Raw genomic sequence first — 24,412 nt, forward strand, 5'->3', positions numbered from 1 at the left:
ATCTCTATGACTGCTGGCCTGCAAGGCTCGTTGATGGTGGACGTCGCCGGTACCTGGCTGACGGCCGAAGATCGCCAATTGTTGCGCCAGCCCGAAGTGGGCGGCCTGATCATTTTTGCCCGCAACATCGAACACCCGCGTCAGGTCCGCGAGTTGAGCGCATCGATTCGCGCCATTCGCCCCGATCTGCTGTTGGCGGTGGACCAGGAAGGCGGGCGGGTTCAGCGTCTGCGTCAGGGTTTTGTCCGGCTGCCGGCCATGCGTGCGATTGCCGATAACCCAAATGCCGAATATCTGGCCGAGCAGTGTGGCTGGATCATGGCCACCGAAGTGCTCGCTGTTGGCCTGGACCTGAGCTTCGCCCCGGTCCTTGATCTCGATTATCAGCGCAGCGCTGTGGTCGGCACCCGTTCGTTCGAAGGCGATCCTGAGCGTGCAGCGCTACTGGCGGGTGCGTTCATTCGCGGCATGAACAGCGCTGGCATGGCCGCTACCGGCAAGCATTTCCCTGGTCACGGCTGGGCCGAGGCGGACTCCCACGTGGCGATCCCGAACGACGAGCGCAGCCTCGACGAGATCCGTGCCAACGACCTGGTGCCGTTCGCCAAACTCAGCAGGCAACTGGCCGCCGTCATGCCGGCTCACGTTATCTACCCGCAAGTCGATTCCCAACCCGCCGGTTTCTCCCGTCGCTGGTTGCAGGACATCCTGCGTGGCGAGTTGCAATTCGACGGGGTGATTTTCAGCGACGACCTGTCCATGGCCGGCGCCCTTGTGGTCGGCGATGCCGCCAGCCGAATTGAAGCGGCCTTGACCGCCGGTTGTGACATGGGGCTGGTGTGCAATGATCGTGCGGCTGCCGAGCTCGCCCTGAGTGCCGCCCAGCGCCTGAAGGTCAAGCCATCCGAGCGAATCGCGCGGATGCGCGGTCAGTCGTTCGCATCCACTGAATACCGTCAGGACCCGCGCTGGCTGGCAGCCGTCGGCGCGCTCAAAGAAGCTCAATTGATTGATTAAGGACTGTTCGTTATGACGGTTTACGCGATTATCGGTGGTACCGGCCTGACTCAGCTCGAAGGCCTGAACATTCGTCAGTCATTGGCGGTCGACACCCCTTACGGTGCGCCTTCGGCCGATGTACAGATCGGCGAGTACGCCGGCAAGGAAGTACTGTTCCTCGCGCGCCACGGTCATCCGCACCGCTTCCCGCCGCATCAGGTGAATTACCGCGCCAACCTCTGGGCGCTGAAACAGGCAGGCGCCGAAGCGATTCTCGCGGTCAACGCCGTGGGTGGTATTCATGCGGCGATGGGCACCGGGCATTTCTGCGTGCCGCATCAGTTGATCGACTACACCAGCGGTCGTCAGCACACCTATTTCGCCGATGACCTGGAGCAGGTCACGCACATCGATTTCAGCTATCCGTACAGCGAGCCGCTGCGTCAGCAATTGATTGTGGCACTGGCGGCTGAAAGCGTTGGTTACAGCAGTCATGGCGTGTATGCCTGCACCCAGGGCCCGCGCCTGGAAACCGTGGCCGAGATCGCGCGTCTGGAGCGTGACGGTTGCGACATCGTCGGCATGACCGGAATGCCGGAAGCGGCATTGGCCCGTGAGCTGGAACTGGATTACGCCTGTCTGGCGCTGGTGGTGAACCCGGCGGCGGGCAAGTCGACGGCAGTGATTACCATGGCCGAGATCGAGCAGGCGTTGCATGACGGGATGGGTAAGGTGAAATCGACGTTGGCGCGAGTGCTTAAAGGCTGAGCCCGGCTACAGACTGAGTTGGATTCATCGCGAGCAGGCTCGCTCCCACAGGATCAGTGAATACCCTGTAGGAGCGAGCCTGCTCGCGATGGCGATCTATCAGACACTACAAGTCTCAGCGCTTTTCGAGCTTATCCGGTAACGGCGCAAACAACGCCTCAATGTCATCATTCTGCAATTTCCAGTCCCCAGCCTGACGCCCATCCAGTACGCCCGCCGCAAGGTCGGATTTCTCTTTCTGCAAGTGCTGAATCTTCTCTTCCACCGTGCCACGCGCGATCAACTTGTAGACGAACACCGGCTTCTCTTGGCCAATGCGATAAGCGCGGTCGGTCGCCTGATTTTCAGTTGCCGGGTTCCACCAAGGGTCGTAATGAATCACGGTGTCTGCTTCCGTCAGGTTCAGGCCGACGCCACCGGCCTTCAGGCTGATGAGAAAAATCTGACGCTTGCCGCTCTGGAAATCCTTCACGGGTGTTCGGCGATCGCGGGTCTGTCCGGTCAGCAGTGCATAGGCCACACCGCGTTTTTTCAGTTCGTCCTCGATCAATGACAGCATCGAAGTGAATTGCGAGAACAGCAGGATCCGTCGGCCTTCTTCGAACAACTCTTCGAGCATTTCCATCAGGCTGTCGAGCTTGCCCGAGGTGCTGCCGCGAGCCGGCAGGGCGGCATCGTTGACCAGGCGCAAATCGCAGCACACCTGACGCAGTTTCAGCAGTGCTTCAAGAATGATGATCTGGCTGCGGGCCACGCCTTTGCGGGTGATCTCGTCGCGGACTTTCTTGTCCATGGCCAGGCGCATGGTTTCGTATACGTCACGTTGGGCTTCGTTGAGCTCGACCCAGTGGATGATTTCGGTTTTCGGCGGCAGTTCGGTGGCCACCTGTTCCTTGGTCCGGCGTAGCAGGAAAGGTTTGATCCGACCGTTTAGGTGCTGAAGTCTTACTTCGCTGGTGCGCTTTTCAATCGGTACGCGGTAATCGCGGTTGAAGCTTTTCACGTCGCCGAGCCAGCCCGGCAGCAGAAAGTGAAACAGCGACCACAACTCGCCCAAGTGGTTTTCCAAAGGTGTGCCGCTCAGGCACAAACGCTGACGGGCGTTCAACTCACGGGCGGCCTGCGCGGCCTTGCTGTTCGGATTCTTGATGTACTGCGCTTCGTCCAGCACCAGAACGTGCAACGGCTGCGCCGCCAGGCGTTCGACATCCTTGGGCAGCAACGCATAAGTGGTCAGGATCAGGTCGTAATCCGCCAGGTTATCGAAATGCTTTTTGCGGCTCGCGCCGTACAACGCCAATACTTTGAGCTGCGGCGTGAAGTGCGCCGCCTCATCGAGCCAGTTGGGGATCAGACTGGTCGGCATTACCACCATGCACGGGCGGTCGAGGCGACCGGCGATTTTCTCGGTGAGCACATGCGCCAGGGTTTGCAAGGTTTTGCCCAGGCCCATGTCATCCGCGAGAATCCCGCCAACCTCCAGTTGCCGAAGCGACTGCATCCAGCTCAAACCTTCAAGCTGATACGGGCGCAACGTTGCGTTCAGGCCTTCCGGTGCGACGGCGGTGTAGTCCTTGATGTCGCGCAGACGTTGGGCAAAGGTGCGGATCTGTTCTCCACCCTCCCAAAGCAGCGGCAAGTCTTCCAGCGGGTTCAGGCGCGTGGCGTCGGCCTTGCTCAAGCGCAGTGCGGTTTCGCCGGGCCCCTGCAGATAGAAATCGCCGAGTGTTGCCAGTACCGGCTTCAAACGGCCGAAGGGCAGGGCGACTTGCAAGGGGCCGTACTCGGAGTTCGGGCGGTTGGGAATGTTGACCAGAATCAGCTCGTCGTCGCGACGTCGGGCCAGTCGCTCCGGGTTGAGAATTTCGGTGTGCGAGCGCATCAGGTTCAGCAGGATGGGCAACAGGCTGAGCCGCTCACCGTTGACGATGATCCCCAATTCCAGGTCGAACCAGTCACGTTCCGGCGCCTGTTCAACCGTGGCGTACCAGTCGTCCACCGCCGTCAGGTCGAAACCGAAATCCTCGTTGATCTGCAATTCCCAGCCCTGGGTGCGCAGCTTCGGCAGTTCGTTGAGGGTGAAGGTCAGCCAGGCGCTGTCATTGAGCATCTCAAATAGCTCGCCGGCGCTTTCCGGCAGAGCCTTGCTTTGTCGAGTGGCGATTTTGAAACCGAGGATTCGTAGCTGTTCCCGGTAGGATTGTTCCACTTCCGGATGCCGCTTTATCCGTAACGTCTGTGTTTCCTGTCGGATCAGGATGTCGGTGTTTTTCTGTCCGGAAACGTACTCGTCCAGATAACTGAAGGACAGCGCCGCGCGATGCTGGATGTAACGCTGCATCCGCCCGTTGCGCGGTTCGAAAGCACTGAATTCAATGCTCGCCAGCCACAGGCGCGGTACCGGTTGCACATTGTCTACCAGCACTTGTGGCGGAGCCTTTGGGCTACGGTTTTCCAATACGGCCTGGAGTTTTTCCAGCAGCTCGGCGTCTTTGGCGGCGGCGGGGTAGTTGAGTGTTTCCTGCACTTGCAGCAATACCGCCGCGCAATGTTTGCAGTTGCTGTGGACGGGGCAGGAGCATGTGGCATCGACCATCAGCAAAGTGCCTTTGGCTGACTCGCGCAAGCGAATGGTCTGACGGTAAACGTTACCGCCAGAGCCCTCGCAAGCGGCGATGATCGTGGCGTCGCCGGCCTCGACGATCCTGACGCGGTTTTCCAGTGCGTAGCGACGGCCACGCTCCAGGCTCTGTTCCTTGAATCGGCTGACCCAGGAAGGTGCCAGGGGTTTGCTCAGGGTCGCGGACATGGAGGCTTCGATCAGTCTGGGACCACTTCAGGGGCTTCCCGGGGAGCAGGCGCCGTCAATGAAGTGATCTTGATCAGCAGGCCGAGATGGCCGGCGTCGAGGAAGTTCAGCTGACCGTTTTTGGTGTGGCTTTCCTGTTTCAGGCGTTCGCTGGCGGTCACGAGGCCATCGGAGTTGAACTGGTTGACCCAGAAGTCGGCGTCAACATCGGTGAAACGCCCCAGTTTGACACTGAGGGTGCCTTCAATCGGAAACTGGCCGAACTGTTCCTTGCCGTCGCTGATCGCAACTTTGGTGGCTTCCTCGCCAAGGTTTTGTTGCCAGGCCTTGTGCAGCAACACGGTGTAGTCGTTGCTGGCGGTGAGCTTTTCCACTTCAGGGTTCAGGCTTGGCGTGCGAAAGCTGTCAGGGTTGATGCGTTGGGCACCGGCATCCCAGTCTTCCGGCGCTGCGCGGCTGTCAATCGCCGGCACGGCATTCTGCCGCACCAGAATCATTTCAATCTGATACAGATCATCGGCAAACGCCGTGGGTGCGACCAGCGCTGTGATTAACGTTGTCAGCAAGGTCAGTGAGCGAAACAGGCGCATGCGGCGTCCTTCAAGCAGTTTTCGGGATGAGGCGCTCGAACAGCGCCTCTACAGTATTAAAGCGCTCTTCCGGGCGTTCCATCGGGACCTGGAATTTAAACATCGTCGCGCCTTCGAATTTGTAGCGTTTTGGCTGGCTCTGGATCAGTTTGATCAGGGTCAGCGGGTCGACCGGGGTCTGCGTCGCGAACTCGATTCGCCCGCCCTGCGGGCCGCCATCGACTTTCTTGATACCCAACAACTCGGCCTGCAATTTCAGGGCGGTGATGCGCATCAGGTTCTTGGTCGGCTCCGGCAACAGGCCGAAACGATCGATCATCTCCACCTGCAAATCCTTGAGACCTTCTTCATCGGTGGCCGAGGCGATGCGCTTGTAGAGAATCAGGCGGGCGTGAACGTCCGGCAGATAGTCTTCGGGAATCAACGCCGGTACCCGCAGGTTGACTTCCGGACCACCGCCCAACGGTTGATCGAGGTTTGGCTGTTCACCCTTGCGGATCGACTTCACCGCGCGTTCGAGCATTTCCATGTACAGCGTGAAGCCGACCGCCTGGATCTGCCCGCTCTGGCCGTCGCCGAGCAGTTCGCCGGCGCCACGGATTTCCAGGTCGTTGGTGGCGAGCACGAAGCCCGCGCCAAGGTCCTGGGTATTGGCGATCGCCTCCAGACGCTTTTCCGCGTCCGGGGTGATTTGCTGGCGCGGTGGGGTCAGCAGGTACGCATACGCCTGGTGGTGACTGCGTCCAACACGGCCGCGCAACTGGTGCAGTTGCGCCAGGCCGAACTTGTCGGCACGCTCGATGATGATGGTATTGGCGCTCGGTACGTCGATGCCGGTCTCGATGATGGTCGAGGCAATCAGCACGTTGAAGCGCTTGTGGTAGAAGTCGCTCATCACCTGTTCGAGATCGCGTTCGCGCATCTGCCCGTGGCCGATGCCGATCCGTGCTTCCGGCACCAGCTCGGCGAGGTCAGCGGCGCATTTCTCGATGGTCTTCACGTCGTTATGCAGGTAGTAGACCTGACCGCCACGTAGCAACTCGCGCAGCAAGGCCTCTTTGACCGTGCTCTTGTTCTGCTCCATGACGAAGGTGCGAACCGACAGGCGACGGGCTGGCGGCGTGGCGATGATCGACAGGTCGCGCATGCCCGACACTGCCATGTTCAGCGTGCGCGGGATCGGCGTGGCGGTCAGCGTGAGAATGTCGACTTCACTGCGCAGCGCCTTGAGCTGTTCCTTCTGGCGCACACCGAAACGGTGTTCTTCGTCGATGATGACGAGGCCGAGGTTTTTGATTTTTACGTCGTCCTGCAGCAGCTTGTGCGTGCCGATGACGATGTCGATCTTGCCTTCGGCCAGATCCGCGACCGCCGCGTTGACTTCCTTGGTCGACTTGAAGCGGCTCATCACTTCCACGGTGACCGGCCAATCGGCAAAGCGGTCGCGGAAACTGTTGTAGTGCTGCTGGGCAAGCAGGGTGGTCGGCACCAGAATCGCCACTTGGCGACCGCCGTGAACCGCGATGAACGCGGCGCGCATCGCCACTTCGGTCTTACCGAAGCCCACGTCACCGCACACCAGTCGATCCATCGGTTTGGGCGCTAGCATGTCTTCGCGCACGGCTTCGATGGTGGTTTGCTGGTCGGGGGTTTCTTCGAACGGGAAACCGGCACTGAACGTGGCGTAGTCGGCTTTTGGGTCGGCGAAGGCATAACCTTCGCGGGCGGCGCGGCGGGCATAGATGTCGAGCAGTTCGGCGGCCACATCGCGCACCTGCTCGGCAGCTTTGCGCTTGGCTTTCTGCCAGGTCTCGGAGCCGAGACGGTGCAGTGGGGCCAGTGCATCGTCGCTGCCGGTGTAGCGGGCGATCAAATGCAGGTTGGCCACCGGCACGTAAAGTTTGGCGCCTTCGGCATATTCCAGCGCAAGGAACTCGGCGGCCTGGTTGTCGATTTCCAGCGTAGCGAGACCGAGGTAGCGGCCGACACCGTGGTCGATATGCACCACCGGCGCGCCTTCGCGCAGTTCGGTGAGGTTCTTGATCACTGCATCGTTGTTGGCGTCGGCGCGTTTTTCGCGGCGACGGCGTTGCATCACCCGTTGACCGAACAGCGGGCTTTCGGCAACCAGCGCCAGGGCTGGATCGTCAAGCAACAAACCTTCATCCAGCGGCGCGATGGTGATCGCCAGGCGTTCTTTGCCAGCGACGAAATCCGGCCAACTGTCGACGGTCTTCGGTCGCAGCTTCAGGCGTTCCAACAACTCCAGCAGCACTTCGCGACGGCCCGCGGACTCGGCGGTAAACAGCACGCGGCCGGGGAACTGATCGAGGAAATCCGCCAGCGCCGCCAACGGCTGCGAGGCCTTGGCTTCAATCGCCAGGTTCGGCAACTCACGCGCGGGGAAGCGCTCGCGACCGCCACCGCTGTCCACATCCTGCTGGCTGGCTACCACGCGCGGCCAGTTCTTCAGGCGTGCGAAGCAGTCTTCCACCGGCAGGAACAGCTCGGCGGGTGGTAATAAAGGACGGGACGGATCGACGCGGCGCTCTTCATAGCGGTTGCGCACGTCGTTCCAGAAGTTTTCCGCCGCCTGTTCGATGCCGGGCAACGAGAACACTTGAGTGTCCTGGGGCAGGTAATCGAACAGCGTGGAGGTTTCCTCGAAGAACAGCGGCAAGTAGTACTCGATACCGGCCGGGGTAATCCCGCTGCTCAAATCCTGGAAAATCGGGCAGCGGCGGAAATCCACGTCGAAGCGCTCGCGGAACCGCGCCTTGAAGCGAGTGACCGCTTCTTTTTGCAGCGGAAACTCCTTCGCCGGTAGCAGCTTGACCGAGTCGACCTTGTCGATGGAACGCTGGTTTTCCGGATCGAAGGTGCGCAGGGTTTCGATTTCGTCGTCGAACAGGTCGATGCGATACGGCAGTTTGCTGCCCATCGGGAAGAGGTCGATCAGCGACCCGCGCACGGTGAATTCGCCGTGTTCGTAAACGGTATCGACATAGCGGTAACCGGTGGCTTCAAGCCGCGTGCGCATTTGCTCGACGTCGAGCTTCTGGCCGACATCCAGCACCAGGCTGCTGCCGAGCAGGAATTTGGTCGGTGCGAGGCGATGCAGGGCGGTGGTGATCGGTACCACCAACACGCCATGGCTCAGTTCCGGCAGCCGATACAGGCTGGCGATGCGCTGGGAAATGATGTCCTGGTGCGGCGAGAACAGATCGTAGGGCAGGGTTTCCCAGTCGGGGAAATGCAGCACCGGCAAATCCGGGGCGAAGAAACTCAGCTCCTGTTCCAGCCGTTCGGCACTTTGGCTGTCGGCTGTAAGCAGCAGGGTAAAGCGCTTGGCAGCGCTGGCGGCCTCGGCGATGGCGAGGCTCAGGGCGGCACCGGGCAGGTTGCCCCAATGCTGTTTACCTGCCGCGGCAGGGAGATGCGGTAGACGCAGAACAGGCACGGAAGGTTGAGCTCCAAGCGTTGCGACAAAGTCGGTAATTGTAGCGGCCCCGGGTGCCGCCTGTCAGTTGCTGACTGCGTCTATTACGCAGGTTTGGCGAAATGTAGTGGTAAAGACAAAAAACCGCGGTTTTTTACTGATAAATACCGAATATGTAGTGGTAAAACCAGCGAGTGTTACGGAGGGTTACGGACAAGGTAGCGTTGTCTCCAAAAAATTGACTGTGCTGAAAGCCCCGGTTTTACTGGGCTTTAGCGCAGCGTAAATTTTTTGAACAGGAATTTGTTACGGATCGCACGACAGGCGCGCATTGCTACAAGAGGAACAGAGCGGCATAATGTAGCCCCTTTTTTCTGCCCCTACATGTGGAAGGTTCCCGTGACTCAGAAGCCCGACCAGTGTCTTGGTGAATGGATCGACCGTGAAGCACTCGCAGAAGCGATGATTCCGCTTATCGGTCAGCTCTACCGCAATAACAACGTGGTGAGCTCGATCTATGGCCGCAGCCTGATCAATCGTTCAGTCATTGCGATTCTCAAAGCTCACCGCTTTGCTCGTCATCGTCAGTCCGACGAAAGCGAGCTGTCCGTCCACGAAACATTCCCGCTGATCAAGGCGATGAGCGAACTCAAGCTCGGCGCCGCTTCGGTGGACCTGGGCAAGCTGGCGGCCAAATTCAAGGCCGAAGGCAATGGCCGTACTGCCGAGCAGTTCGTCCGTGAAGAACTGGCCGACGTGGTTGGCCAGCAGAACGCTTCCGCCCGCAAAGGCACCGACGTTGTCCTCTACGGCTTCGGTCGTATCGGCCGTCTGCTGGCGCGCATCCTGATCGAGAAAACCGGTGGTGGCGACGGCCTGCGTCTGCGCGCCATCGTCGTCCGCAAGGGCGCCGAGAACGACCTGGTCAAGCGTGCCAGCCTGCTGCGCCGTGACTCGGTTCATGGTCCGTTCGATGGCACCATCACCATTGATGAAGCCAACAACACCATCAGCGCCAACGGCAACCTGATCCAGGTTATCTACGCCAAGAGCCCGGCCGAAGTCGACTACACCCAGTACGGCATCGAAAACGCTCTGATCGTCGACAACACCGGTGTGTGGCGTGACGCCGACGGCCTGGGCCAGCACCTGGCCTGCCCGGGCGCTGCCCGCGTGATCCTCACCGCACCTGGCAAGGGCGCGCTGAAGAACATCGTGCATGGCATCAACCATGGCGACATCACCCCTGACGACAAGATCATCTCGGCGGCTTCCTGCACCACCAACGCCATCGTGCCGGTGCTCAAGGCAGTCAACGACAAGTACGGCATCGTCAACGGCCACGTCGAAACCGTTCACTCGTTCACCAACGACCAGAACCTGATCGACAACTTCCACAAGGGCAGCCGTCGTGGCCGCGCCGCGCCACTGAACATGGTAATCACCGAGACCGGTGCCGCCACCGCAGCCGCCAAGGCGCTGCCAGTGCTCAAGGGCAAGCTGACCGGTAACGCGATTCGTGTTCCTACACCGAACGTGTCGATGGCCATCCTGAACCTGAACCTGGAAAAGGCCACCACTCGCGAAGAGATCAACGAGTACCTGCGCCAGATGGCCATGCACTCGGATCTGCACAAGCAGATCGACTACGTGAGCTCCCAGGAAGTGGTTTCCACCGACTTCGTTGGCTCGCGCCACGCAGGCGTCGTGGACGCTGAAGCGACCATCACCCAGGATAACCGCGTTGTTCTGTACGTCTGGTACGACAACGAGTTCGGTTACAGCTGCCAGGTGGTTCGCGTGATGGAAGACATGGCCGGTGTAAACCCGCCAGCATTCCCGCGCTAAGCCTTAGCTGCACATGAAAGCGCCCCGACTTTGGTCGGGGCGTTTTTGTTTGTGCTGGCCTCTTCGCGCGCAAGCCTGTTCCCACAGGGATTGTGGCAGTCACTGAAGATCAAAATTGTGGGAGCGGGCTTGCTCGCGAAAGCGTTGGATCAGTCGACATCTCTGTTGAATGTGCCGGCCTCTTCGCGAGCAAGCCCGCTCCCACAGTTTCTATCGCATAATGGCGAACCTTCATGGTGTGTCAGGGTGTTCTTCAGGGGATGCAGGATTTGTTGATCTGGCGGATAGGGTGCTTTGTGTTGTTCGGCCTGGTGTCCGGTTGCGGCAACGAAGACGCCCTCGAAAGCTTCGGCGGCCCGACCATGGGCAGCACTTATTCGATCAAGTATGTGCGCCATGCCGGCCTTCCGATGCCGGACGATGTTCGTGTCAAGGTCGAGCAGATCCTCGCCGACATTGACCGGCGAATGTCGACCTACCGCAGCGACTCGGACATCGAGCGCTTCAACCAGTTACCCGCCAACCACTGTCAGAAAATGCCCGCGTCGGTCCTCGAACTGGTCCGCGTGGGCGAGCAACTGTCAGTGCAAAGCGACGGTTCCTACGATTTGACGGTGGAGCCGCTGCTCAATCTTTGGGGCTTCGGCCCTCAGGCTCGAGAAGAAAAAGTCCCGACAGCCGAGGCGATCGCCAAGGTGCGCCAACGAGTCGGTCATGATCACTTGCACATCAACGGTGACCAGTTGTGCAAGGACGCTGCGGTCGAAGTTGATTTCAACAGCATTGCTGCCGGCTACGCGGTGGACACGATTGCCGCGAAGCTCGAAGCGCTCGGGATTCATGACTTTCTTGTCGAAGTGACCGGCGAACTCAAGGCCTACGGCAAGAAACTCGACGGTTCACCGTGGCGCATTGCCCTGGAAGAACCCCGCGATGATCAACAATTGGCCGAACGCATCGTCGCCATCGACGGCTACGGGCTCTCCACGTCTGGCGACTACCGCAATTATTTCTCACAGGGCGGCCAGCGTTATTCCCACACCTTCGATGCCCGCACGGGTGCGCCGGTCTCACACACACTGGCGTCCGTCACGGTAATTCATCCTTCTGCGTTGATGGCCGATGGCTTATCGACGCTGTTGTTGATTCTCGGCCCGGAGCGCGGTTGGGACTACGCAGAAAAACACGATATCGGCGCATTTTTTGTGATTCGTGCCGATACAGGTTTCGTCACACGCAGCAGTCACGCTTTTGAGCGCCTCAATGGCAAAAAAACCGAATGATTTCGGCGATTTGAGCATTGAAAACTGGCGTTGTAGCGCAGGCAAAAGTAGCCTACGACGCGACCAAGGGTTAATGTGCGCGGCGTTGACGCTTCTATAGACTGTGTCCGGGTTCTGCACTGGCCCCAAATTGTTCCTTCACGCCACAGATTGGCGTGATTTAGCCGCAGGCGCCGATGGCGTCACGGCCTGTTCTGAGGAGTACGCATGGCTGTCTACAACTACGACGTGGTGGTGTTGGGTTCCGGCCCGGCAGGGGAAGGTGCGGCAATGAACGCCGCCAAGGCAGGGCGCAAGGTGGCGATGGTCGATAGCCGTCGCCAGGTCGGCGGCAACTGCACTCACTTGGGCACCATCCCGTCCAAGGCACTGCGTCACTCGGTCCGGCAGATCATGCAGTTCAACACCAACCCGATGTTCCGGGCCATTGGTGAGCCGCGCTGGTTCTCGTTCCCGGACGTGTTGAAAAGCGCTGAAAAAGTCATCTCCAAACAAGTCGCCTCGCGTACCGGCTACTACGCCCGTAACCGCGTCGACGTGTTCTTCGGCACCGGCAGCTTCGCCGACGAGCAAACCGTCGAAGTGGTCTGCGCCAACGGCGTGGTCGAAAAACTGGTGGCCAAACACATCATCATCGCCACCGGTTCGCGCCCGTATCGCCCGGCCGATATCGATTTCCATCACCCGCGTATCTACGATAGCGACACCATCCTCAGCCTCGGCCACACCCCGCGCAAACTCATCGTTTACGGCGCCGGCGTGATCGGTTGCGAATACGCCTCGATCTTCAGCGGTCTGGGTGTATTGGTTGAACTGGTGGATAACCGTGGTCAGTTGCTGAGCTTCCTCGACTCGGAAATTTCCCAGGCGCTGAGTTATCACTTCAGCAACAACAACATCACGGTTCGCCACAACGAAGACTACGACCGCGTCGAAGGCGTGGACAACGGCGTGATCCTGCACCTCAAGTCCGGTAAGAAGATCAAGGCCGACGCCTTGCTCTGGTGTAACGGCCGTACCGGCAACACCGATCAGTTGGGTCTGGAAAACATCGGCGTGAAGGTCAACGGCCGTGGCCAGATCGAAGTCGACGAAAACTATCGCACCGGCATCCAGAACATTTATGGCGCCGGCGACGTGATCGGCTGGCCAAGCCTGGCCAGTGCCGCGCACGACCAGGGTCGTTCGGCTGCGGGCAGCATCGTCGACAATGGCAGCTGGCGTTTCGTGAATGACGTGCCGACCGGCATCTACACCATTCCGGAGATCAGTTCGATCGGCAAGAACGAGCAGGAACTGACCCAGGCCAAAGTGCCGTACGAAGTGGGCAAGGCGTTCTTCAAGAGCATGGCGCGTGCGCAGATCGCCGGTGAGCCGCAAGGCATGCTGAAGATCCTGTTCCACCGTGAAACCCTGGAAGTGCTGGGCGTTCACTGCTTCGGTTATCAGGCGTCGGAGATCGTGCACATCGGTCAGGCGATCATGAACCAGCCGGGTGAACTCAACACCCTGAAGTACTTCGTCAACACCACGTTCAACTACCCGACCATGGCCGAAGCCTATCGGGTAGCGGCTTACGACGGCCTCAACCGGCTTTTTTGAGCGGCTCCGGCCGGTGGCCTGAGCCGGCCGGGGAGACCGATTTCAGCAATTCTCGAGCGTGGCAGTGGCCAAACCGGGAAAGTCTGTAATCAGGCTGTCAACGCCGAAGTCGGCGAGTCTGCGCATCAGCGCGGGCTCGTTGACTGTCCATACCGACACATGCAGCCCCTGACGCTGCGCCTTCTGCAGGCGTTCCGGCGTACACAGGGTCCAGTTCAGCGCCAGAATCTCACAGCCATAGCTTGCCGCGACCTTCAGCGGGTCGAGCCAGGCGTACTCGGCCACCAGTCCACGAGAGACGTCCGGCACCAGATCCAGCGCGGCTTTCAGCACTTCCCGGGAACTGGAGGTGATCGTCACTTTGTCCAGCAGGCCATGCCGTTGCGCCATTTCGCGGATCGCCAGCACGGTGGTCGCAGCGCGGGTGCGTGAGGCGCTCTTGACTTCCAGTTGCCAGTGGTCGAAGTCGCATTTCTCGAACAGCTCTTCCAGAGTCGGAATCGGGCAGGGTTTGATCCAGCCCGGTCCGCCTTTGCGCGCGTCGTAGGTCACCAGCTCTGCCGCCGTATGTTCGACCACTTTGCCGCGCCGGTCGGTGGTGCGCTTGAGTGTCGGGTCGTGGATGACCATCAACTCGCCATCCATGGACAGGTGCAGGTCCAGTTCGCAACGGCGTACGCCGTGCTTGAGACATTCCTGAAAACTGGTCAGGGTATTTTCCGGTGCTTCGCCCTTGGCGCCGCGATGGCCGTAGATGAGGGTCACGGTTCTTCCTTAAATTAATTGCCGGATTCGAGTTGTTCGCGGGCCAGACGTCGTTCCTGGGCCTGCTTCTGCAAGATGTGGCGGGCCAGCAGCTGTCGCTGGGCGTCGGTCAGGTGTTCGAACTCGGTGCCGACGTCGTAGCCGTCGCCCTTGCGGTCGCAATGGGTGACGCGAGCGCGCAGCAACAGGCCCAGGGCTTGCGGCATCAGCACCAGTTTGACCGACAGGCGTGCGTCGGTGGCGATAGGCGTTGGATGCTGAAAGTCGATGCCGCCTTCGGAAATGATCACCGGCTGCGGCTCGCCGATCTGCCCCAGCACCGTCAGCGCGACGACCTGGCTCAGCAAATCGATGCGCTTGTTCTGCGACTTGAGGAAGGCAGCGGTCGTGCGGTCGCGTTCGCTGATCTGGCGCAACAGGTGCTGCGACTCGAATTCGCTCAGGTGCAATTCGCTGAGCAGGTTGAAGAGTGGGGAAGCATCCTGCAACACTTCCTGGCCTGCGGCTTCGGGAGCGGACAGGGGCCGAATTTCCAGTGCGATCGTGTCCTCGATACGGTAGTATTCGCGGCGATCTTCTTCATCTAATGTCGACATGGCGAACCCATGGTAGCGGCGGTGGTCTGAGTGTAAAGCTGGTTATCGACCCCCGCCACAAGGACGTTCCTTTTCCCTCCGAACAAGCCCCGACATGTTCAGACCTCTCTTCGTATTTATCGGCACGCGTTATACCCGTGCAAAGCGTCGCAATCATTTTGTGTCATTCATTTCCCTGACTTCGATGATCGGGCTCGCCCTTGGCGTGGTCGTGATGATTGTAGTGCTGTCGGTCATGAACGGCTTCGATCATGAGATGCGCACCCGCGTGCTGGGCATGGTGCCCCACGCGACCATCGAATCCGGCGAGCCGATCAGCGATTGGCAAAGCCTGGCCGCCAAGGTCAAGCAGAACCCGCAGGTGACGGCCGTGGCGCCGTTCACGCAAATGCAGGGTTTGCTGACCAACAACGGCAAAGTCTCGAAAGTCCTGCTCAATGCCATCGACCCGGCGCTGGAGCGCCAGGTGTCGATCATTGATCACTTCATGCAGCAGGGCAAACTCGACGACCTGAAGCCCGGCGAGTTCGGCATCGTCATCGGCGACAAGGCAGCGGCCAAGCTCGGTGCGGCGGTCGGCGACAAGCTGACCTTCGTGGCGCCGGAAGTCACCGTGACCCCGGCCGGGATGTTCCCGCGCATGAAGCGCTTCACCGTGGTCGGCATCTTCCACGTCGGCGCCGGCGAGATCGACGGCTACCTGGGCATCACCAATCTTCAGGACCTGGCGCGGTTGCATCGCTGGAAACCGGATCAGGTCCAGGGTATCCGCCTGAAGTTCGACGATCTGTTCCAGGCACCGCGTACCGCGTGGAACATCGCTCGCGAGCTCGGCGAAGATCATTTCTACGCCCGCGACTGGACCCGCACCCACGGCAACCTGTATCAGGCGATCCGTATGGAAAAAGCCATGATCGGCCTGCTGTTGCTGCTGATCGTTGCGGTCGCCGCGTTCAACATCATTTCCACGCTGGTGATGGTGGTGAATGACAAGAAGGGCGATATCGCGATCCTGCGCACCCTCGGCGCCACGCCGGGCACGATCATGCGCACGTTCATGGTGCAAGGCACGGTCATTGGCGTGGTCGGTACGGCGATCGGCGCTGTGGTCGGGATCTTCGCCGCGTTGAATGTCAGTGCCGCGATCTCGGCACTCGAAGGCCTGATCGGGCACAAGTTCCTCAACGCCGACGTGTACTTCATCGATTACCTGCCGTCGCAAGTGCAGAGCCAGGACGTGGTGATGGTCTGTTCTGCGGCGTTGGTCCTGAGTTTCCTCGCCACCCTGTATCCAGCCTGGCGTGCCGCGCGCACCCAGCCTGCGGAGGCGCTACGTTATGAGTGAGTCGGGCATGACTGATAAAGCAATCTTGAGCTGCCGCAACCTGGGCAAATCCTACGAGGAAGGTCCTGAGTCGGTAGAGGTTCTGGCCGGTCTGCAACTGGAGCTGCATCCAGGTGAGCGTGTGGCGATTGTCGGCACCTCGGGTTCGGGCAAAAGTACTTTGCTCAACCTGCTGGGCGGTCTTGATACGCCAACCAAGGGCAGTGTCTGGCTCGACGGTGAAGAACTGTCGGCGCTGAGTGAGAAGAAGCGCGGCCTGCTGCGTAACCGCTCGTTGGGTTTCGTGTACCAGTTCCACCACCTGCTGCCGGAATTCACCGCGCTGGAAAACGTCTGCATGCCACTGTTGATTGGCAAGACGCCGATCCCGGAAGCCCGTCATCGCGCAACGGCGTTGCTGGAGCGAGTAGGGCTGGGCCATCGCCTGGAACACAAGCCGTCGGAACTGTCCGGCGGCGAGCGTCAGCGTGTGGCCATTGCCCGAGCCTTGGTGAACAAACCGGGTCTGGTGATGCTCGATGAGCCTACCGGCAACCTCGACTCCCACACCGCCCAGGGCATTCAGGACTTGATGCTGGAGCTCAGCACCTCGATGCGCACGGCGTTCCTGGTGGTGACCCACGACATGAACCTGGCCCGCCAGATGGACCGTGTCCTGCACTTGCAGGAAGGTTGCCTGACTCCCATCTAACGGATTGAAACCCGACGCGGCTGAAAGGTGCGTCGGGTCTTTTATTTTTACACGGTGCCCCAGCGAATGTTCAGACCGTTATCGATCTTTATCGGCACGCGCTATACCCGCGCCAAGCGCCGCAATCGCTTTGTTTCCTTCATCTCGATGACCTCGATGATCGGCCTCGCCCTGGGCGTGCTGGCGATGATCGTGGTGCTGTCGGTGATGAACGGCTTCCAGCGTGAAATGAGCTCGCGCATCCTTGGCATGGTGCCGCACGCGACCATCGTCGGCGTTAACCCGATTGATGATTGGCAACCCGTTGCAGCGGCCGCCATGAAGAACCCGGAGGTCACCGCCGCCGTGCCGTTCACCGAGATGGAAGGCATGCTGTCCTACAAGGGCACGATGCAACCGATCCAGGTCAGCGGCGTCGATCCGGCGCTGGAAGGCCAGGTATCGATCGTCGCCAAACACATCGTCCAGGGGCGCCTGGATGCCTTGAAACCCGGCGAGTTTGGCGTGGTGATCGGCGAGATCACGGCGCGGCGCTTCCGCTTGAACGTCGGCGACAAGATCACCCTGATCGTGCCGGAAGTCAGCAATGCACCGGGCGGCATTACCCCGCGCATGCAGCGCTTGAACGTGGTGGGTGTGTTCAAGGTCGGCGCCGAACTTGACGGGTCGATGGCCCTGATCCACGTTGCCGACGCCGCGCAGATGCAGCATTGGGAGCCGAATCAGGTACAGAGCGTGCGCTTGGCGGTGAAGGATCTGTACGCCGCGCCGCAAGTGTCGAGCACCATCGCCACAGGGCTGGGCGCCGCTTACAAGGCTGACGACTGGACCCACACCCAGGGCAGCCTGTTCAGCGCGATGAAGATGGAAAAAACCATGATCGGCCTGCTGTTGTTGATGATCGTCGCGGTGGCGGCGTTCAACATCATCGCGACCCTGATCATGGTGGTGAACGACAAGGGCGCGGACATCGCGATCCTGCGCACCATCGGCGCGACACCGCGACAGATCATGGCGATCTTCATGGTCCAGGGCACCGTGATCGGCATCGTCGGCACCTTGATTGGCGGCGTGCTCGGCGTGATCGCGGCGTTGAATGTCAGCGAGATGGTGGGCTGGGTGGAGCGGGTCACCGGGCAGCACATCTTCAGTTCAGACGTGTATTTCGTCAGCAATTTGCCGTCTGAGTTGCAGGGCGGGGATGTCGCGTTGATCTGCACGGCTGGGTTTGTGTTGAGCTTCCTGGCGACTATTTACCCGGCTTGGCGTGCGGCGAAGATCGAACCGGCTCACGCGTTGCGGTACTCCTGAGGATTACCTGTGCGAGCTCCGTTCCGGCAGGAGCGGAGCTCGCCGCAAAGATGTTGCTCAATCAGATTGCTGTTGGCCACTCGCTAAAATGAACATCCATGTTGGCAACACCCTCAATTGATTCGTTGTTGTTTTTAACAGTGAACGAACATGTCGCTTTAAAACGTTTACGCGTTTGATCCAGTTCCAGCGTCAATGAACCATTTATGGCACCGAACGCCGTCCACTGACTTTCCTTTCTTTCTTGATAGACCAGGCTTTTTATCATCGGGCCAGGAATCGTGTGGGTGCCACTACGAATGTTTGGATTCAAACCGAAATAAAACAATTGGGCATGCGGGGACGAGGTGTTGTTTTGCGCGGCGGTCAGTATCAGCGCGCCACCAGCAATGGTCGTGATGCGAGGGCTGTCGTCTGCGAAAGCACCCCGGTTGCCAAGTTGTGCGTTAAAGGTACTGGCGAGCATTGTCGGCGCTGCCGGTGTTGCGATTGTTTTTTCTTCCATGATTTTATTCTCGCAATAGGTATTAGTGAACTCTTGGTGAAGAGTGAAACAACTATATAGCGAGGATGATTTAATGAGGAACTATCATGTGGAGTTGTTTGTAATGAACTATGTGGTTGGCTATGCGCAGGATCTATGCACGCTTGTTGAACTGAATTATGAATGAAGTCGATTGTTGGCTGGATGTGCAGGAAATTTCACCACCGTGCGCATGGACAATTGACCGGGTAATTGCCAGACCCAGTCCTGCGTGCTCACTGTCGCCTTTTCGCCGCGCTGGATCCGCACGATAGAAACGATCGAACAAGCGTGGAAGCAGGGTATCGGGAATACGATCACCGGTGTTTTCAAAACGTAGAATCGAACTGTCAGCCGAGTCGATGATAACCACTCGGATCAGGCCGTCTGGCGGTGTAAAACGTAGCGCATTGTCCAGTAGGTTGGAGAATGCCCTGCGCAGCATATTGCGATCCCCCTTTATGAGGCCGCTGCCTTCGCGACTTAATCCGATCTGCGCGTCTTCGGCCAACGGTGCAAAAAATTCCAGCAAGAAATCGACTTCGTCGGCCAACTCCAACGGTTTGCACTGGGGCATCAGCAGCCCATGATCTGCCTTGGCCAGGTACAACATGTCGTTGACCAGTTGTGCCATCCACTGGAGTTCTTCGAGATTACTGTGCAGCGCTTCGCGATAGTCCTCTAGGGCGCGCGGGCGGGTGAGGGTGACCTGGGTGTGGGTCAGCAGGTTCGACAGCGGCGTGCGCAGTTCATGGGCAATGTCGGCGGAGAACGCCGACAGCCGTTGAAATGAGTCGTCGAGACGTTCGAGCATGGCGTTGAAGTGGTGGGCCATTTCCGCCAGTTCCGGCGGCATGTTTTCTTCTGGAAGGCGCGCATTGAGCGATTGTGCCGACACGCCGCTGGCGACGGCACTGATGCGCCGCAATGGCCGCAACCCGCTGCGCGCCGCCCAGGCACCGAGCAGGGCAGTGGCCAGGGCAGACAGGCCAACGGTTAGCCAGATCAAGTGCTGCATGCGTTGCAGGAAATGTTGGTGATGGGTGATGTCCAGCAAAAGCGTCAGTTGCGGGGAGTCGGGTTTGTCTACGAACAGCGGCGCATTGAGCACACGGTAGTCGGTGCCGTCGTCGTTGAGGGTCGACAGGCCCGGTGTTTGTGGGAGTTTGTCCGGCAGTAGCGTCGAGCTGTCGTACCAGCGTCGACCGTCGCTGCCGGTGATCCGCAACGAGAGATCTGCTTGCCGGCTCAACTCATCGGCCAGTTTGATTCCGCTGTCATTCGATTGAATGTCGTGCAGCGCGCGGCGCAAGCCAATCAGCTTGCCATCCAGTAGTTGCTGGTCGAGTTCAATGAAGTGCGTCTCGCTGGCGCGGCTGAACAACACTCCGGCAAACAGCGACACAACGGCGGTGCATGCCGCAAACAGTAGCGCCAGGCGGTTGCTCAAGGACAATCGGCGCATCAGGCAGGACGCTCTTCAAGCACGTAACCCATGCCGCGCACGGTGTGGATCAGTTTGTTGGGGAACTCATCGTCGATCTTAAGGCGCAATCGACGGATCGCGACTTCGATGACATTGGTATCGCTGTCGAAATTCATGTCCCAGACCTGGGAGGCGATCAATGATTTGGGCAGGACTTCGCCCTGGCGACGCAGAAGCATTTCCAGCAGGGCAAATTCCTTGGCTGTCAGGTCGATGCGCTGGCCGCCGCGTTCCACTCGGCGACGGATCAGGTCCAGGCGCAGATCGGCCAGTTGCAGGCTGGTGTCCTGGGTAGCGCTGCTGCCACGGCGCAACAGGCTGCGCACCCGGGCCAGCAATTCGGAGAAAGCGAAAGGCTTGACCAGATAGTCGTCGGCGCCGAGTTCGAGGCCGTGAACCCGATCCTCCACAGCGTCGCGTGCGGTGAGAAACAGCACCGGCGTGTCCAGACCCGCGCTGCGCACCGCTTGCAGAATCTGCCAGCCATCGCGACCGGGTAGCATCACATCGAGAATCAGCAGCGCGTACTCACCGCTCAACGCCATTTGCTGGCCGGTGATGCCATCGGCCACCAGTTCGGTGTTGAAACCTGCCTCGGCCAGGCCCTGGCGCAGGTAGTGGCCGGTTTTCGGTTGGTCTTCGACGATCAGCAGTTTCATGGGCAACTCAGGCTAAATGGAACCAACGCTTTATACCGCGGGCGACGGTGGTGCAGGCCAACCTGACAAAGTTGTAATCTGGCTGTCAGGTTGCGGGCAGCGGTGGAAGTTTAGAGTTTTCCACAGGCTGAACCTTATTTTGTTGGAGTACGACGATGTTTCTGCGCAAATCTGTGCTGCTGGTCACCTGTGTGTTGGCATTGAATTCGCCGGTGTGGGCGTCGCCGGCGCATACCTATGACTTCGGTCAGCCGGCCCCGGCGTCCAAGGCGAGCCGCAGTGTCGAGGTGGTGATGGGCGACATGACCTTCACGCCCAAGGCCATCGACATCAAGGCTGGGGAAACCGTGCGCTTCGTGCTGGTGAATAAAGGTCAGTTGCTGCACGAATTCAACCTCGGTGATGCGGCGATGCACGCTAAACATCAACAGGAAATGTTGCAGATGCAGCAAAGCGGCATGCTGACGCCTACAGGCGTGAAGGAAATGGATCACGGCAGCATGGCCGGTATGGATCACGGTGCCATGGGACATGACACGAAGAGCGGCATGAAACACGACGACCCCAACAGCGTGCTGGTGGAACCGGGCAAAACCGCCGAACTGACCTGGACTTTCAGCAAGGCCACCAACCTGGAATTTGCTTGTAACATTCCCGGCCACTATCAGGCCGGCATGGTCGGCAAATTGACTGTCAGTCAGTAAGCACTCAAAGGTGGGAGCAAAGGCTGATAGAATCCGCTGATTCTTCAGTCAGGTTTCCGCCATGCATCCCGCAGCCGAACACTCGCCGCTGGGCAAATCCAGCGAATACATCGCCACTTACACACCGTCCCTGCTGTTCCCGATCCCGCGCACCGCGAAGTGGGCCGAACTGGGCCTGACGGCGCAAACCCTGCCGTACAAGGGTGTGGATTTCTGGAACTGCTTCGAACTGTCGTGGTTGTTGCCGTCGGGCAAACCGGTGGTGGCGATCGGCGGGTTCAGCATCCCGGCGGACTCGCCGAACATCATCGAGTCGAAGTCGTTCAAGCTGTACCTCAACTCCCTGAACCAGACGCCGTTTGCCGATACCGCCACCCTGGAAGCGACGCTGGTCAAAGACCTGTCGGCCGCTGCCGGTAAAACGGTCGGCGTGCGCGTCCGTAGCCTGAAAGAGGTCGAGGCAGAAGGCGTCGTTGCGTTGCCGGGTGTGTGCATCGATGAACTGGATATCAGCGTCAGCAACTACGAACATCCGCGTCCGGAGCTGTTGCGTTGCGATGATTCGCGCATTGTCGAAGAGAGCGTGCACAGCCACTTGCTCAAGTCCAATTGCCCGGTCACCAGTCAACCGGACTGGGGCAGCGTGGTGGTGGAGTACCGTGGTTCGGCGCTGGATCACGCCAGTCTGCTGGAGTACATCGTCAGCTTCCGCCAGCACTCGGACTTCCATGAGCAGTGCGTGGAGCGGATTTTCCTCGATCTGCAACGGTTGCTGAAGCCGGAGAAATTGACGGTGTATGCGCGCTATGTGCGACGTGGCGGGTTGGATATCAATCCGTATCGCAGCACTGAAACCGTACAGCTGCCGAACCATCGTCTGGTCCGCCAGTAACGAAACCCTGTAGGAGTGAGCCTGCTCGCGATAGCGGTCTGTCAGACACCATTGATGTCGACTGCCATACCGTCATCGCGAGCAGGCTCGCTCCTACAGTGGATTGCATTTCAGACAGCAGACATAAAAAAGCCCCGCTATCGCTAGCGGGGCTTTTTGCGTTTGGCGGGTTCAGATTCCCATGTTGACCAGGGCTTGCCCGATGTTGCGCAGGGTGCCGGCAAGGGTAGGGTGTTCGAGTTCGAAGCGTTCAACGGCCAGGTTTACGTTGTCGGCAATGCTGGAGTCTTGGGTTTTGGTTTCGAGCTCAAGCTCCAGTTCGATCTGTTGCATCAGAGTACGCAGGTCTTCGCGCTCGACTTCAGTCAGCGGAGGATTCTGTTCCAATTGCTCGCGCAGGGCATTGAGCTGTTCTTGCAGTTCGCGGGCAGGCATGGCGTTCTTCCTTCTCTCGATTGGCACTGGCATAGACCGCAGCGTCAGGCCAAAGGTCTATGGCTGACCTTTAGATTAATCCACTCCCGCGTAACCTGCATGCTTCATAGGTGTTAGGCCGCGATCAGGGCTTTTCGCCCTTGAGCCGACGCAGGCTGATATCCGCCAGGCAGGTGTCGAGTTCACCAAGATGATCGATCACCGAATGCACACCGAGACCAAACAATTGCATCGTTGCCTTCCCTCGCTTGATGTCCCGTTCCTGCGGCGACAATGCCTGCCATTGCATGGGCGAAAGTCCGCAAAGCGAGCCGCAGGATGCCAGGCCGATGGTCCACAGACCTGCATTGAGCCCTGATTGCAGCAGGCGTGGCTCGCCGCTGACCAGCACGCAACCATCGAGTCGTTCGACATTCAGCTCCATCAGTGCCTGCCAGCACGCATTGGGCGCCGGCCAAGGTTTGATTGTTGCAAGGTGTTGCGAAGGTTTGACCCATTCCGGCAGGGCGATTGCCAGAGAATGGCTGAGGGCAGGGGGCAGTTCATCGAGCCAGGCGCAAGGTATTTGCTGGCGCTGCAAGCTGCGCAGGCTGTCGAGCGCGCCGGGGGTCGCCTCGGCGTGTTCGGCCAAATGGCCGCTGTTCAGACGCGTGTGAGCGCCGAAATCCACCAGGCAACCACTGAGGCCGAACAGCACGGCAGTCAGGTTCGGCGCGGTTTGAGGCTTGGTTTCGGCGTGCGGCATGTCAACGTCCCTGAAATAGCCTCAAGGCTAAGGTCCGTCGGTGACAGTTGAGTGACATGGATGTGAATCGCTCACAATCGACAGGAACTACCCGCAGGCGTCCGGCTGCGATGCTGCCTAAAGTGGCGTTTCCGTCTTATACTAGCGGTCTTTGCGTCGAGCCCAGCGCTCGGCGACGGTACAGTCCAAGGAGTTTTTCTATGCGCTGGAGCAATCATCTAGCTCAGTTTTGTGTGTGCGCCAGCGCGATGCTGGTTCCGTTCGTTGCCCAGGCAGCGTCGGAAGATGACCCTTGGGAAAGCATCAACCGCCCGATCTATAAATTCAACGACGTGCTCGATACCTATGCTCTGAAGCCTTTGGCTCAGGGCTACCAGTTCGTGACGCCGCAGTTCCTTGAAGATGGCATCCACAACATGTTCCGCAACGTCGGCGATGTGACCAACCTCGCCAACGATATCCTGCAGGCCAAACCGGCAGCGGCTGGTGTCGACACTGCACGCTTGATCTTCAACACCACCTTCGGCCTGCTGGGTTTCTTCGACGTCGGCACCAAAATGGGTCTGCAACGCAATGACGAAGACTTCGGCCAGACCCTCGGTTATTGGGGCGTAGGCAGCGGTCCATACGTGATGCTGCCGCTGCTCGGCCCAAGCACCTTGCGTGATGCACCTTCGAAACTCGTCGACAGCTACACCGGCCCGTATCGCTATATCAACGATGTGCCGGTGCGCAATTCGGTCTTCGGCCTGAACATTGTCGATACCCGGGCGAACCTGCTGTCCTCCGAGAAACTGATCACTGGCGACAAGTACACCTTCATCCGTAACGCGTACTTGCAGAACCGTGAATTCAAGGTGAAAGACGGCCAGGTCGAAGACGATTTCTGATTTCTACCGGTAAAAAAGAAGGCGGCCATTGT

Annotated in this window: 21 protein-coding genes; 11 read left to right on the top strand and 10 right to left on the bottom strand. The window is 59.4% G+C overall.

What is annotated here, in order from left to right; translation table 11 throughout:
• Positions 1 to 6 precede the first annotated feature (6 nt).
• Together nagZ and V6Z53_RS11645 are read left to right on the top strand one after the other, a co-directional pair.
• The gene (gene nagZ / locus V6Z53_RS11640) at positions 7 to 1,017 is read left to right on the top strand and encodes a beta-N-acetylhexosaminidase (RefSeq protein WP_338585640.1); all 1,011 of its coding nucleotides are present in this window, start codon (positions 7 to 9) and stop codon (positions 1,015 to 1,017) included.
• A 12-nt stretch (positions 1,018 to 1,029) separates the two neighbouring features.
• Positions 1,030 to 1,767: an S-methyl-5'-thioinosine phosphorylase gene (locus V6Z53_RS11645; RefSeq protein WP_338585641.1), complete on the top strand. Its 738-nt coding sequence runs from the start codon at positions 1,030 to 1,032 to the stop codon at positions 1,765 to 1,767.
• A 115-nt stretch (positions 1,768 to 1,882) separates the two neighbouring features.
• Here V6Z53_RS11645 and V6Z53_RS11650 read toward each other — a convergent pair whose 3' ends face one another.
• Genes V6Z53_RS11650 through mfd form a run of 3 tightly spaced genes read right to left on the bottom strand, consistent with a single transcriptional unit; the run spans position 1,883 to position 8,626 of the window.
• Positions 1,883 to 4,576 carry a DEAD/DEAH box helicase gene (locus V6Z53_RS11650; RefSeq protein WP_338585642.1) on the bottom strand — a complete coding sequence of 898 codons (2,694 nt, stop codon included), beginning with the start codon at positions 4,574 to 4,576 and terminating at the stop codon, positions 1,883 to 1,885.
• 11 nt (positions 4,577 to 4,587) lie between these two features.
• Positions 4,588 to 5,166: a CsiV family protein gene (locus V6Z53_RS11655; RefSeq protein ID WP_338585643.1), complete on the bottom strand. Its 579-nt coding sequence runs from the start codon at positions 5,164 to 5,166 to the stop codon at positions 4,588 to 4,590.
• A gap of 10 nt (positions 5,167 to 5,176) precedes the next feature.
• Positions 5,177 to 8,626 (bottom strand): transcription-repair coupling factor, encoded by a 3,450-nt coding sequence (gene mfd / locus V6Z53_RS11660; RefSeq protein WP_338585644.1) that lies wholly within the window; start codon positions 8,624 to 8,626, stop codon positions 5,177 to 5,179.
• A 363-nt stretch (positions 8,627 to 8,989) separates the two neighbouring features.
• Here mfd and V6Z53_RS11665 point away from each other — a divergent pair, with 363 nt between their 5' ends.
• The 3 genes from V6Z53_RS11665 (at position 8,990) to sthA (ending at position 13,338) form a co-directional block, all read left to right on the top strand.
• Complete coding sequence (locus tag V6Z53_RS11665) at positions 8,990 to 10,453, top strand: glyceraldehyde-3-phosphate dehydrogenase (protein ID WP_338585645.1); 1,464 nt, start codon at positions 8,990 to 8,992, stop codon at positions 10,451 to 10,453.
• 260 nt (positions 10,454 to 10,713) lie between these two features.
• Positions 10,714 to 11,736, top strand: a complete 1,023-nt coding sequence (locus V6Z53_RS11670) for an FAD:protein FMN transferase (RefSeq protein WP_338585646.1) — start codon at positions 10,714 to 10,716, stop codon at positions 11,734 to 11,736.
• Positions 11,737 to 11,943: 207 nt separating this feature from the next.
• Positions 11,944 to 13,338 (top strand): Si-specific NAD(P)(+) transhydrogenase, encoded by a 1,395-nt coding sequence (sthA, locus tag V6Z53_RS11675; protein WP_338585647.1) that lies wholly within the window; start codon positions 11,944 to 11,946, stop codon positions 13,336 to 13,338.
• Positions 13,339 to 13,380: 42 nt separating this feature from the next.
• Here sthA and V6Z53_RS11680 read toward each other — a convergent pair whose 3' ends face one another.
• On the bottom strand, positions 13,381 to 14,103 hold the full coding sequence (locus tag V6Z53_RS11680; protein ID WP_338585648.1) for a glycerophosphodiester phosphodiesterase family protein: 723 nt from the start codon (positions 14,101 to 14,103) through the stop codon (positions 13,381 to 13,383).
• Positions 14,104 to 14,117: 14 nt separating this feature from the next.
• Positions 14,118 to 14,699, bottom strand: a complete 582-nt coding sequence (locus V6Z53_RS11685) for a PilZ domain-containing protein (RefSeq protein WP_338585649.1) — start codon at positions 14,697 to 14,699, stop codon at positions 14,118 to 14,120.
• A 94-nt stretch (positions 14,700 to 14,793) separates the two neighbouring features.
• Between V6Z53_RS11685 and V6Z53_RS11690 the strand changes: the two genes are divergently transcribed.
• The 3 genes from V6Z53_RS11690 to V6Z53_RS11700 all read left to right on the top strand — a co-directional run bounded on the left by V6Z53_RS11690 (position 14,794) and on the right by V6Z53_RS11700 (position 18,046).
• The gene (locus V6Z53_RS11690) at positions 14,794 to 16,044 is read left to right on the top strand and encodes a lipoprotein-releasing ABC transporter permease subunit (protein WP_338585650.1); all 1,251 of its coding nucleotides are present in this window, start codon (positions 14,794 to 14,796) and stop codon (positions 16,042 to 16,044) included.
• Between the two features lie 7 nt (positions 16,045 to 16,051).
• On the top strand, positions 16,052 to 16,735 hold the full coding sequence (gene lolD, locus V6Z53_RS11695; protein ID WP_338585651.1) for a lipoprotein-releasing ABC transporter ATP-binding protein LolD: 684 nt from the start codon (positions 16,052 to 16,054) through the stop codon (positions 16,733 to 16,735).
• 66 nt (positions 16,736 to 16,801) lie between these two features.
• Positions 16,802 to 18,046 carry a lipoprotein-releasing ABC transporter permease subunit gene (locus tag V6Z53_RS11700; RefSeq protein WP_338585652.1) on the top strand — a complete coding sequence of 415 codons (1,245 nt, stop codon included), beginning with the start codon at positions 16,802 to 16,804 and terminating at the stop codon, positions 18,044 to 18,046.
• 61 nt (positions 18,047 to 18,107) lie between these two features.
• On the opposite strand, the gene V6Z53_RS11705 is transcribed toward V6Z53_RS11700, so the two are convergent.
• The 3 genes from V6Z53_RS11705 to V6Z53_RS11715 all read right to left on the bottom strand — a co-directional run bounded on the left by V6Z53_RS11705 (position 18,108) and on the right by V6Z53_RS11715 (position 20,714).
• Positions 18,108 to 18,551, bottom strand: a complete 444-nt coding sequence (locus V6Z53_RS11705) for a hypothetical protein (RefSeq protein ID WP_338585653.1) — start codon at positions 18,549 to 18,551, stop codon at positions 18,108 to 18,110.
• A 133-nt stretch (positions 18,552 to 18,684) separates the two neighbouring features.
• A complete protein-coding gene (locus tag V6Z53_RS11710) occupies positions 18,685 to 20,034 on the bottom strand; it encodes a heavy metal sensor histidine kinase (protein ID WP_338585654.1) in 1,350 nt (449 codons plus the stop codon).
• Positions 20,034 to 20,714, bottom strand: a complete 681-nt coding sequence (locus tag V6Z53_RS11715; protein ID WP_338585655.1) for a heavy metal response regulator transcription factor — start codon at positions 20,712 to 20,714, stop codon at positions 20,034 to 20,036. The genes V6Z53_RS11710 and V6Z53_RS11715 overlap by 1 nt, the downstream gene beginning before the upstream one ends.
• Before the next feature lie 155 nt (positions 20,715 to 20,869).
• Between V6Z53_RS11715 and V6Z53_RS11720 the strand changes: the two genes are divergently transcribed.
• Positions 20,870 to 21,418 (top strand): cupredoxin family protein, encoded by a 549-nt coding sequence (locus V6Z53_RS11720; protein WP_338585656.1) that lies wholly within the window; start codon positions 20,870 to 20,872, stop codon positions 21,416 to 21,418.
• 61 nt (positions 21,419 to 21,479) lie between these two features.
• Positions 21,480 to 22,310, top strand: coding sequence for an NADPH-dependent 7-cyano-7-deazaguanine reductase QueF (gene queF / locus V6Z53_RS11725; RefSeq protein WP_338585657.1), 831 nt, complete (start codon positions 21,480 to 21,482; stop codon positions 22,308 to 22,310).
• A gap of 171 nt (positions 22,311 to 22,481) precedes the next feature.
• Here the strand turns inward: queF and V6Z53_RS11730 are convergent, their stop codons facing one another.
• Together V6Z53_RS11730 and V6Z53_RS11735 are read right to left on the bottom strand one after the other, a co-directional pair.
• Positions 22,482 to 22,745: a DUF4404 family protein gene (locus V6Z53_RS11730; protein ID WP_338585659.1), complete on the bottom strand. Its 264-nt coding sequence runs from the start codon at positions 22,743 to 22,745 to the stop codon at positions 22,482 to 22,484.
• Between the two features lie 124 nt (positions 22,746 to 22,869).
• On the bottom strand, positions 22,870 to 23,490 hold the full coding sequence (locus tag V6Z53_RS11735; RefSeq protein WP_338585661.1) for an HAD family phosphatase: 621 nt from the start codon (positions 23,488 to 23,490) through the stop codon (positions 22,870 to 22,872).
• A 200-nt stretch (positions 23,491 to 23,690) separates the two neighbouring features.
• On the opposite strand from V6Z53_RS11735, the gene V6Z53_RS11740 reads away from it, so the two are divergent.
• Positions 23,691 to 24,380, top strand: a complete 690-nt coding sequence (locus V6Z53_RS11740; protein WP_338585663.1) for a VacJ family lipoprotein — start codon at positions 23,691 to 23,693, stop codon at positions 24,378 to 24,380.
• Positions 24,381 to 24,412 lie beyond the last annotated feature (32 nt).

This window comes from Pseudomonas sp. MAG733B, assembly GCF_036884845.1.
Taxonomy (GTDB): Bacteria; Pseudomonadota; Gammaproteobacteria; order Pseudomonadales; family Pseudomonadaceae; genus Aquipseudomonas.

Excerpts from the sequence above, each read along its gene's own strand:
- V6Z53_RS11730 (WP_338585659.1), bottom strand. The coding sequence starts at position 22,745 with ATGCCTGCCCGCGAACTGCAAGAACAGCTCAATGCCCTGCGCGAGCAA.
- V6Z53_RS11735 (WP_338585661.1), bottom strand. The coding sequence starts at position 23,490 with ATGCCGCACGCCGAAACCAAGCCTCAAACCGCGCCGAACCTGACTGCC.
- V6Z53_RS11655 (WP_338585643.1), bottom strand. The coding sequence starts at position 5,166 with ATGCGCCTGTTTCGCTCACTGACCTTGCTGACAACGTTAATCACAGCG.
- V6Z53_RS11665 (WP_338585645.1), top strand. The coding sequence starts at position 8,990 with ATGTGGAAGGTTCCCGTGACTCAGAAGCCCGACCAGTGTCTTGGTGAA.
- V6Z53_RS11710 (WP_338585654.1), bottom strand. The coding sequence starts at position 20,034 with ATGCGCCGATTGTCCTTGAGCAACCGCCTGGCGCTACTGTTTGCGGCA.
- V6Z53_RS11650 (WP_338585642.1), bottom strand. The coding sequence starts at position 4,576 with ATGTCCGCGACCCTGAGCAAACCCCTGGCACCTTCCTGGGTCAGCCGA.
- V6Z53_RS11690 (WP_338585650.1), top strand. The coding sequence starts at position 14,794 with ATGTTCAGACCTCTCTTCGTATTTATCGGCACGCGTTATACCCGTGCA.
- V6Z53_RS11715 (WP_338585655.1), bottom strand. The coding sequence starts at position 20,714 with ATGAAACTGCTGATCGTCGAAGACCAACCGAAAACCGGCCACTACCTG.
- V6Z53_RS11705 (WP_338585653.1), bottom strand. The coding sequence starts at position 18,551 with ATGGAAGAAAAAACAATCGCAACACCGGCAGCGCCGACAATGCTCGCC.
- V6Z53_RS11670 (WP_338585646.1), top strand. The coding sequence starts at position 10,714 with ATGCAGGATTTGTTGATCTGGCGGATAGGGTGCTTTGTGTTGTTCGGC.
- lolD (WP_338585651.1), top strand. The coding sequence starts at position 16,052 with ATGACTGATAAAGCAATCTTGAGCTGCCGCAACCTGGGCAAATCCTAC.
- nagZ (WP_338585640.1), top strand. The coding sequence starts at position 7 with ATGACTGCTGGCCTGCAAGGCTCGTTGATGGTGGACGTCGCCGGTACC.
- V6Z53_RS11740 (WP_338585663.1), top strand. The coding sequence starts at position 23,691 with ATGCGCTGGAGCAATCATCTAGCTCAGTTTTGTGTGTGCGCCAGCGCG.
- V6Z53_RS11720 (WP_338585656.1), top strand. The coding sequence starts at position 20,870 with ATGTTTCTGCGCAAATCTGTGCTGCTGGTCACCTGTGTGTTGGCATTG.
- V6Z53_RS11685 (WP_338585649.1), bottom strand. The coding sequence starts at position 14,699 with ATGTCGACATTAGATGAAGAAGATCGCCGCGAATACTACCGTATCGAG.
- V6Z53_RS11700 (WP_338585652.1), top strand. The coding sequence starts at position 16,802 with ATGTTCAGACCGTTATCGATCTTTATCGGCACGCGCTATACCCGCGCC.
- sthA (WP_338585647.1), top strand. The coding sequence starts at position 11,944 with ATGGCTGTCTACAACTACGACGTGGTGGTGTTGGGTTCCGGCCCGGCA.
- V6Z53_RS11645 (WP_338585641.1), top strand. The coding sequence starts at position 1,030 with ATGACGGTTTACGCGATTATCGGTGGTACCGGCCTGACTCAGCTCGAA.
- queF (WP_338585657.1), top strand. The coding sequence starts at position 21,480 with ATGCATCCCGCAGCCGAACACTCGCCGCTGGGCAAATCCAGCGAATAC.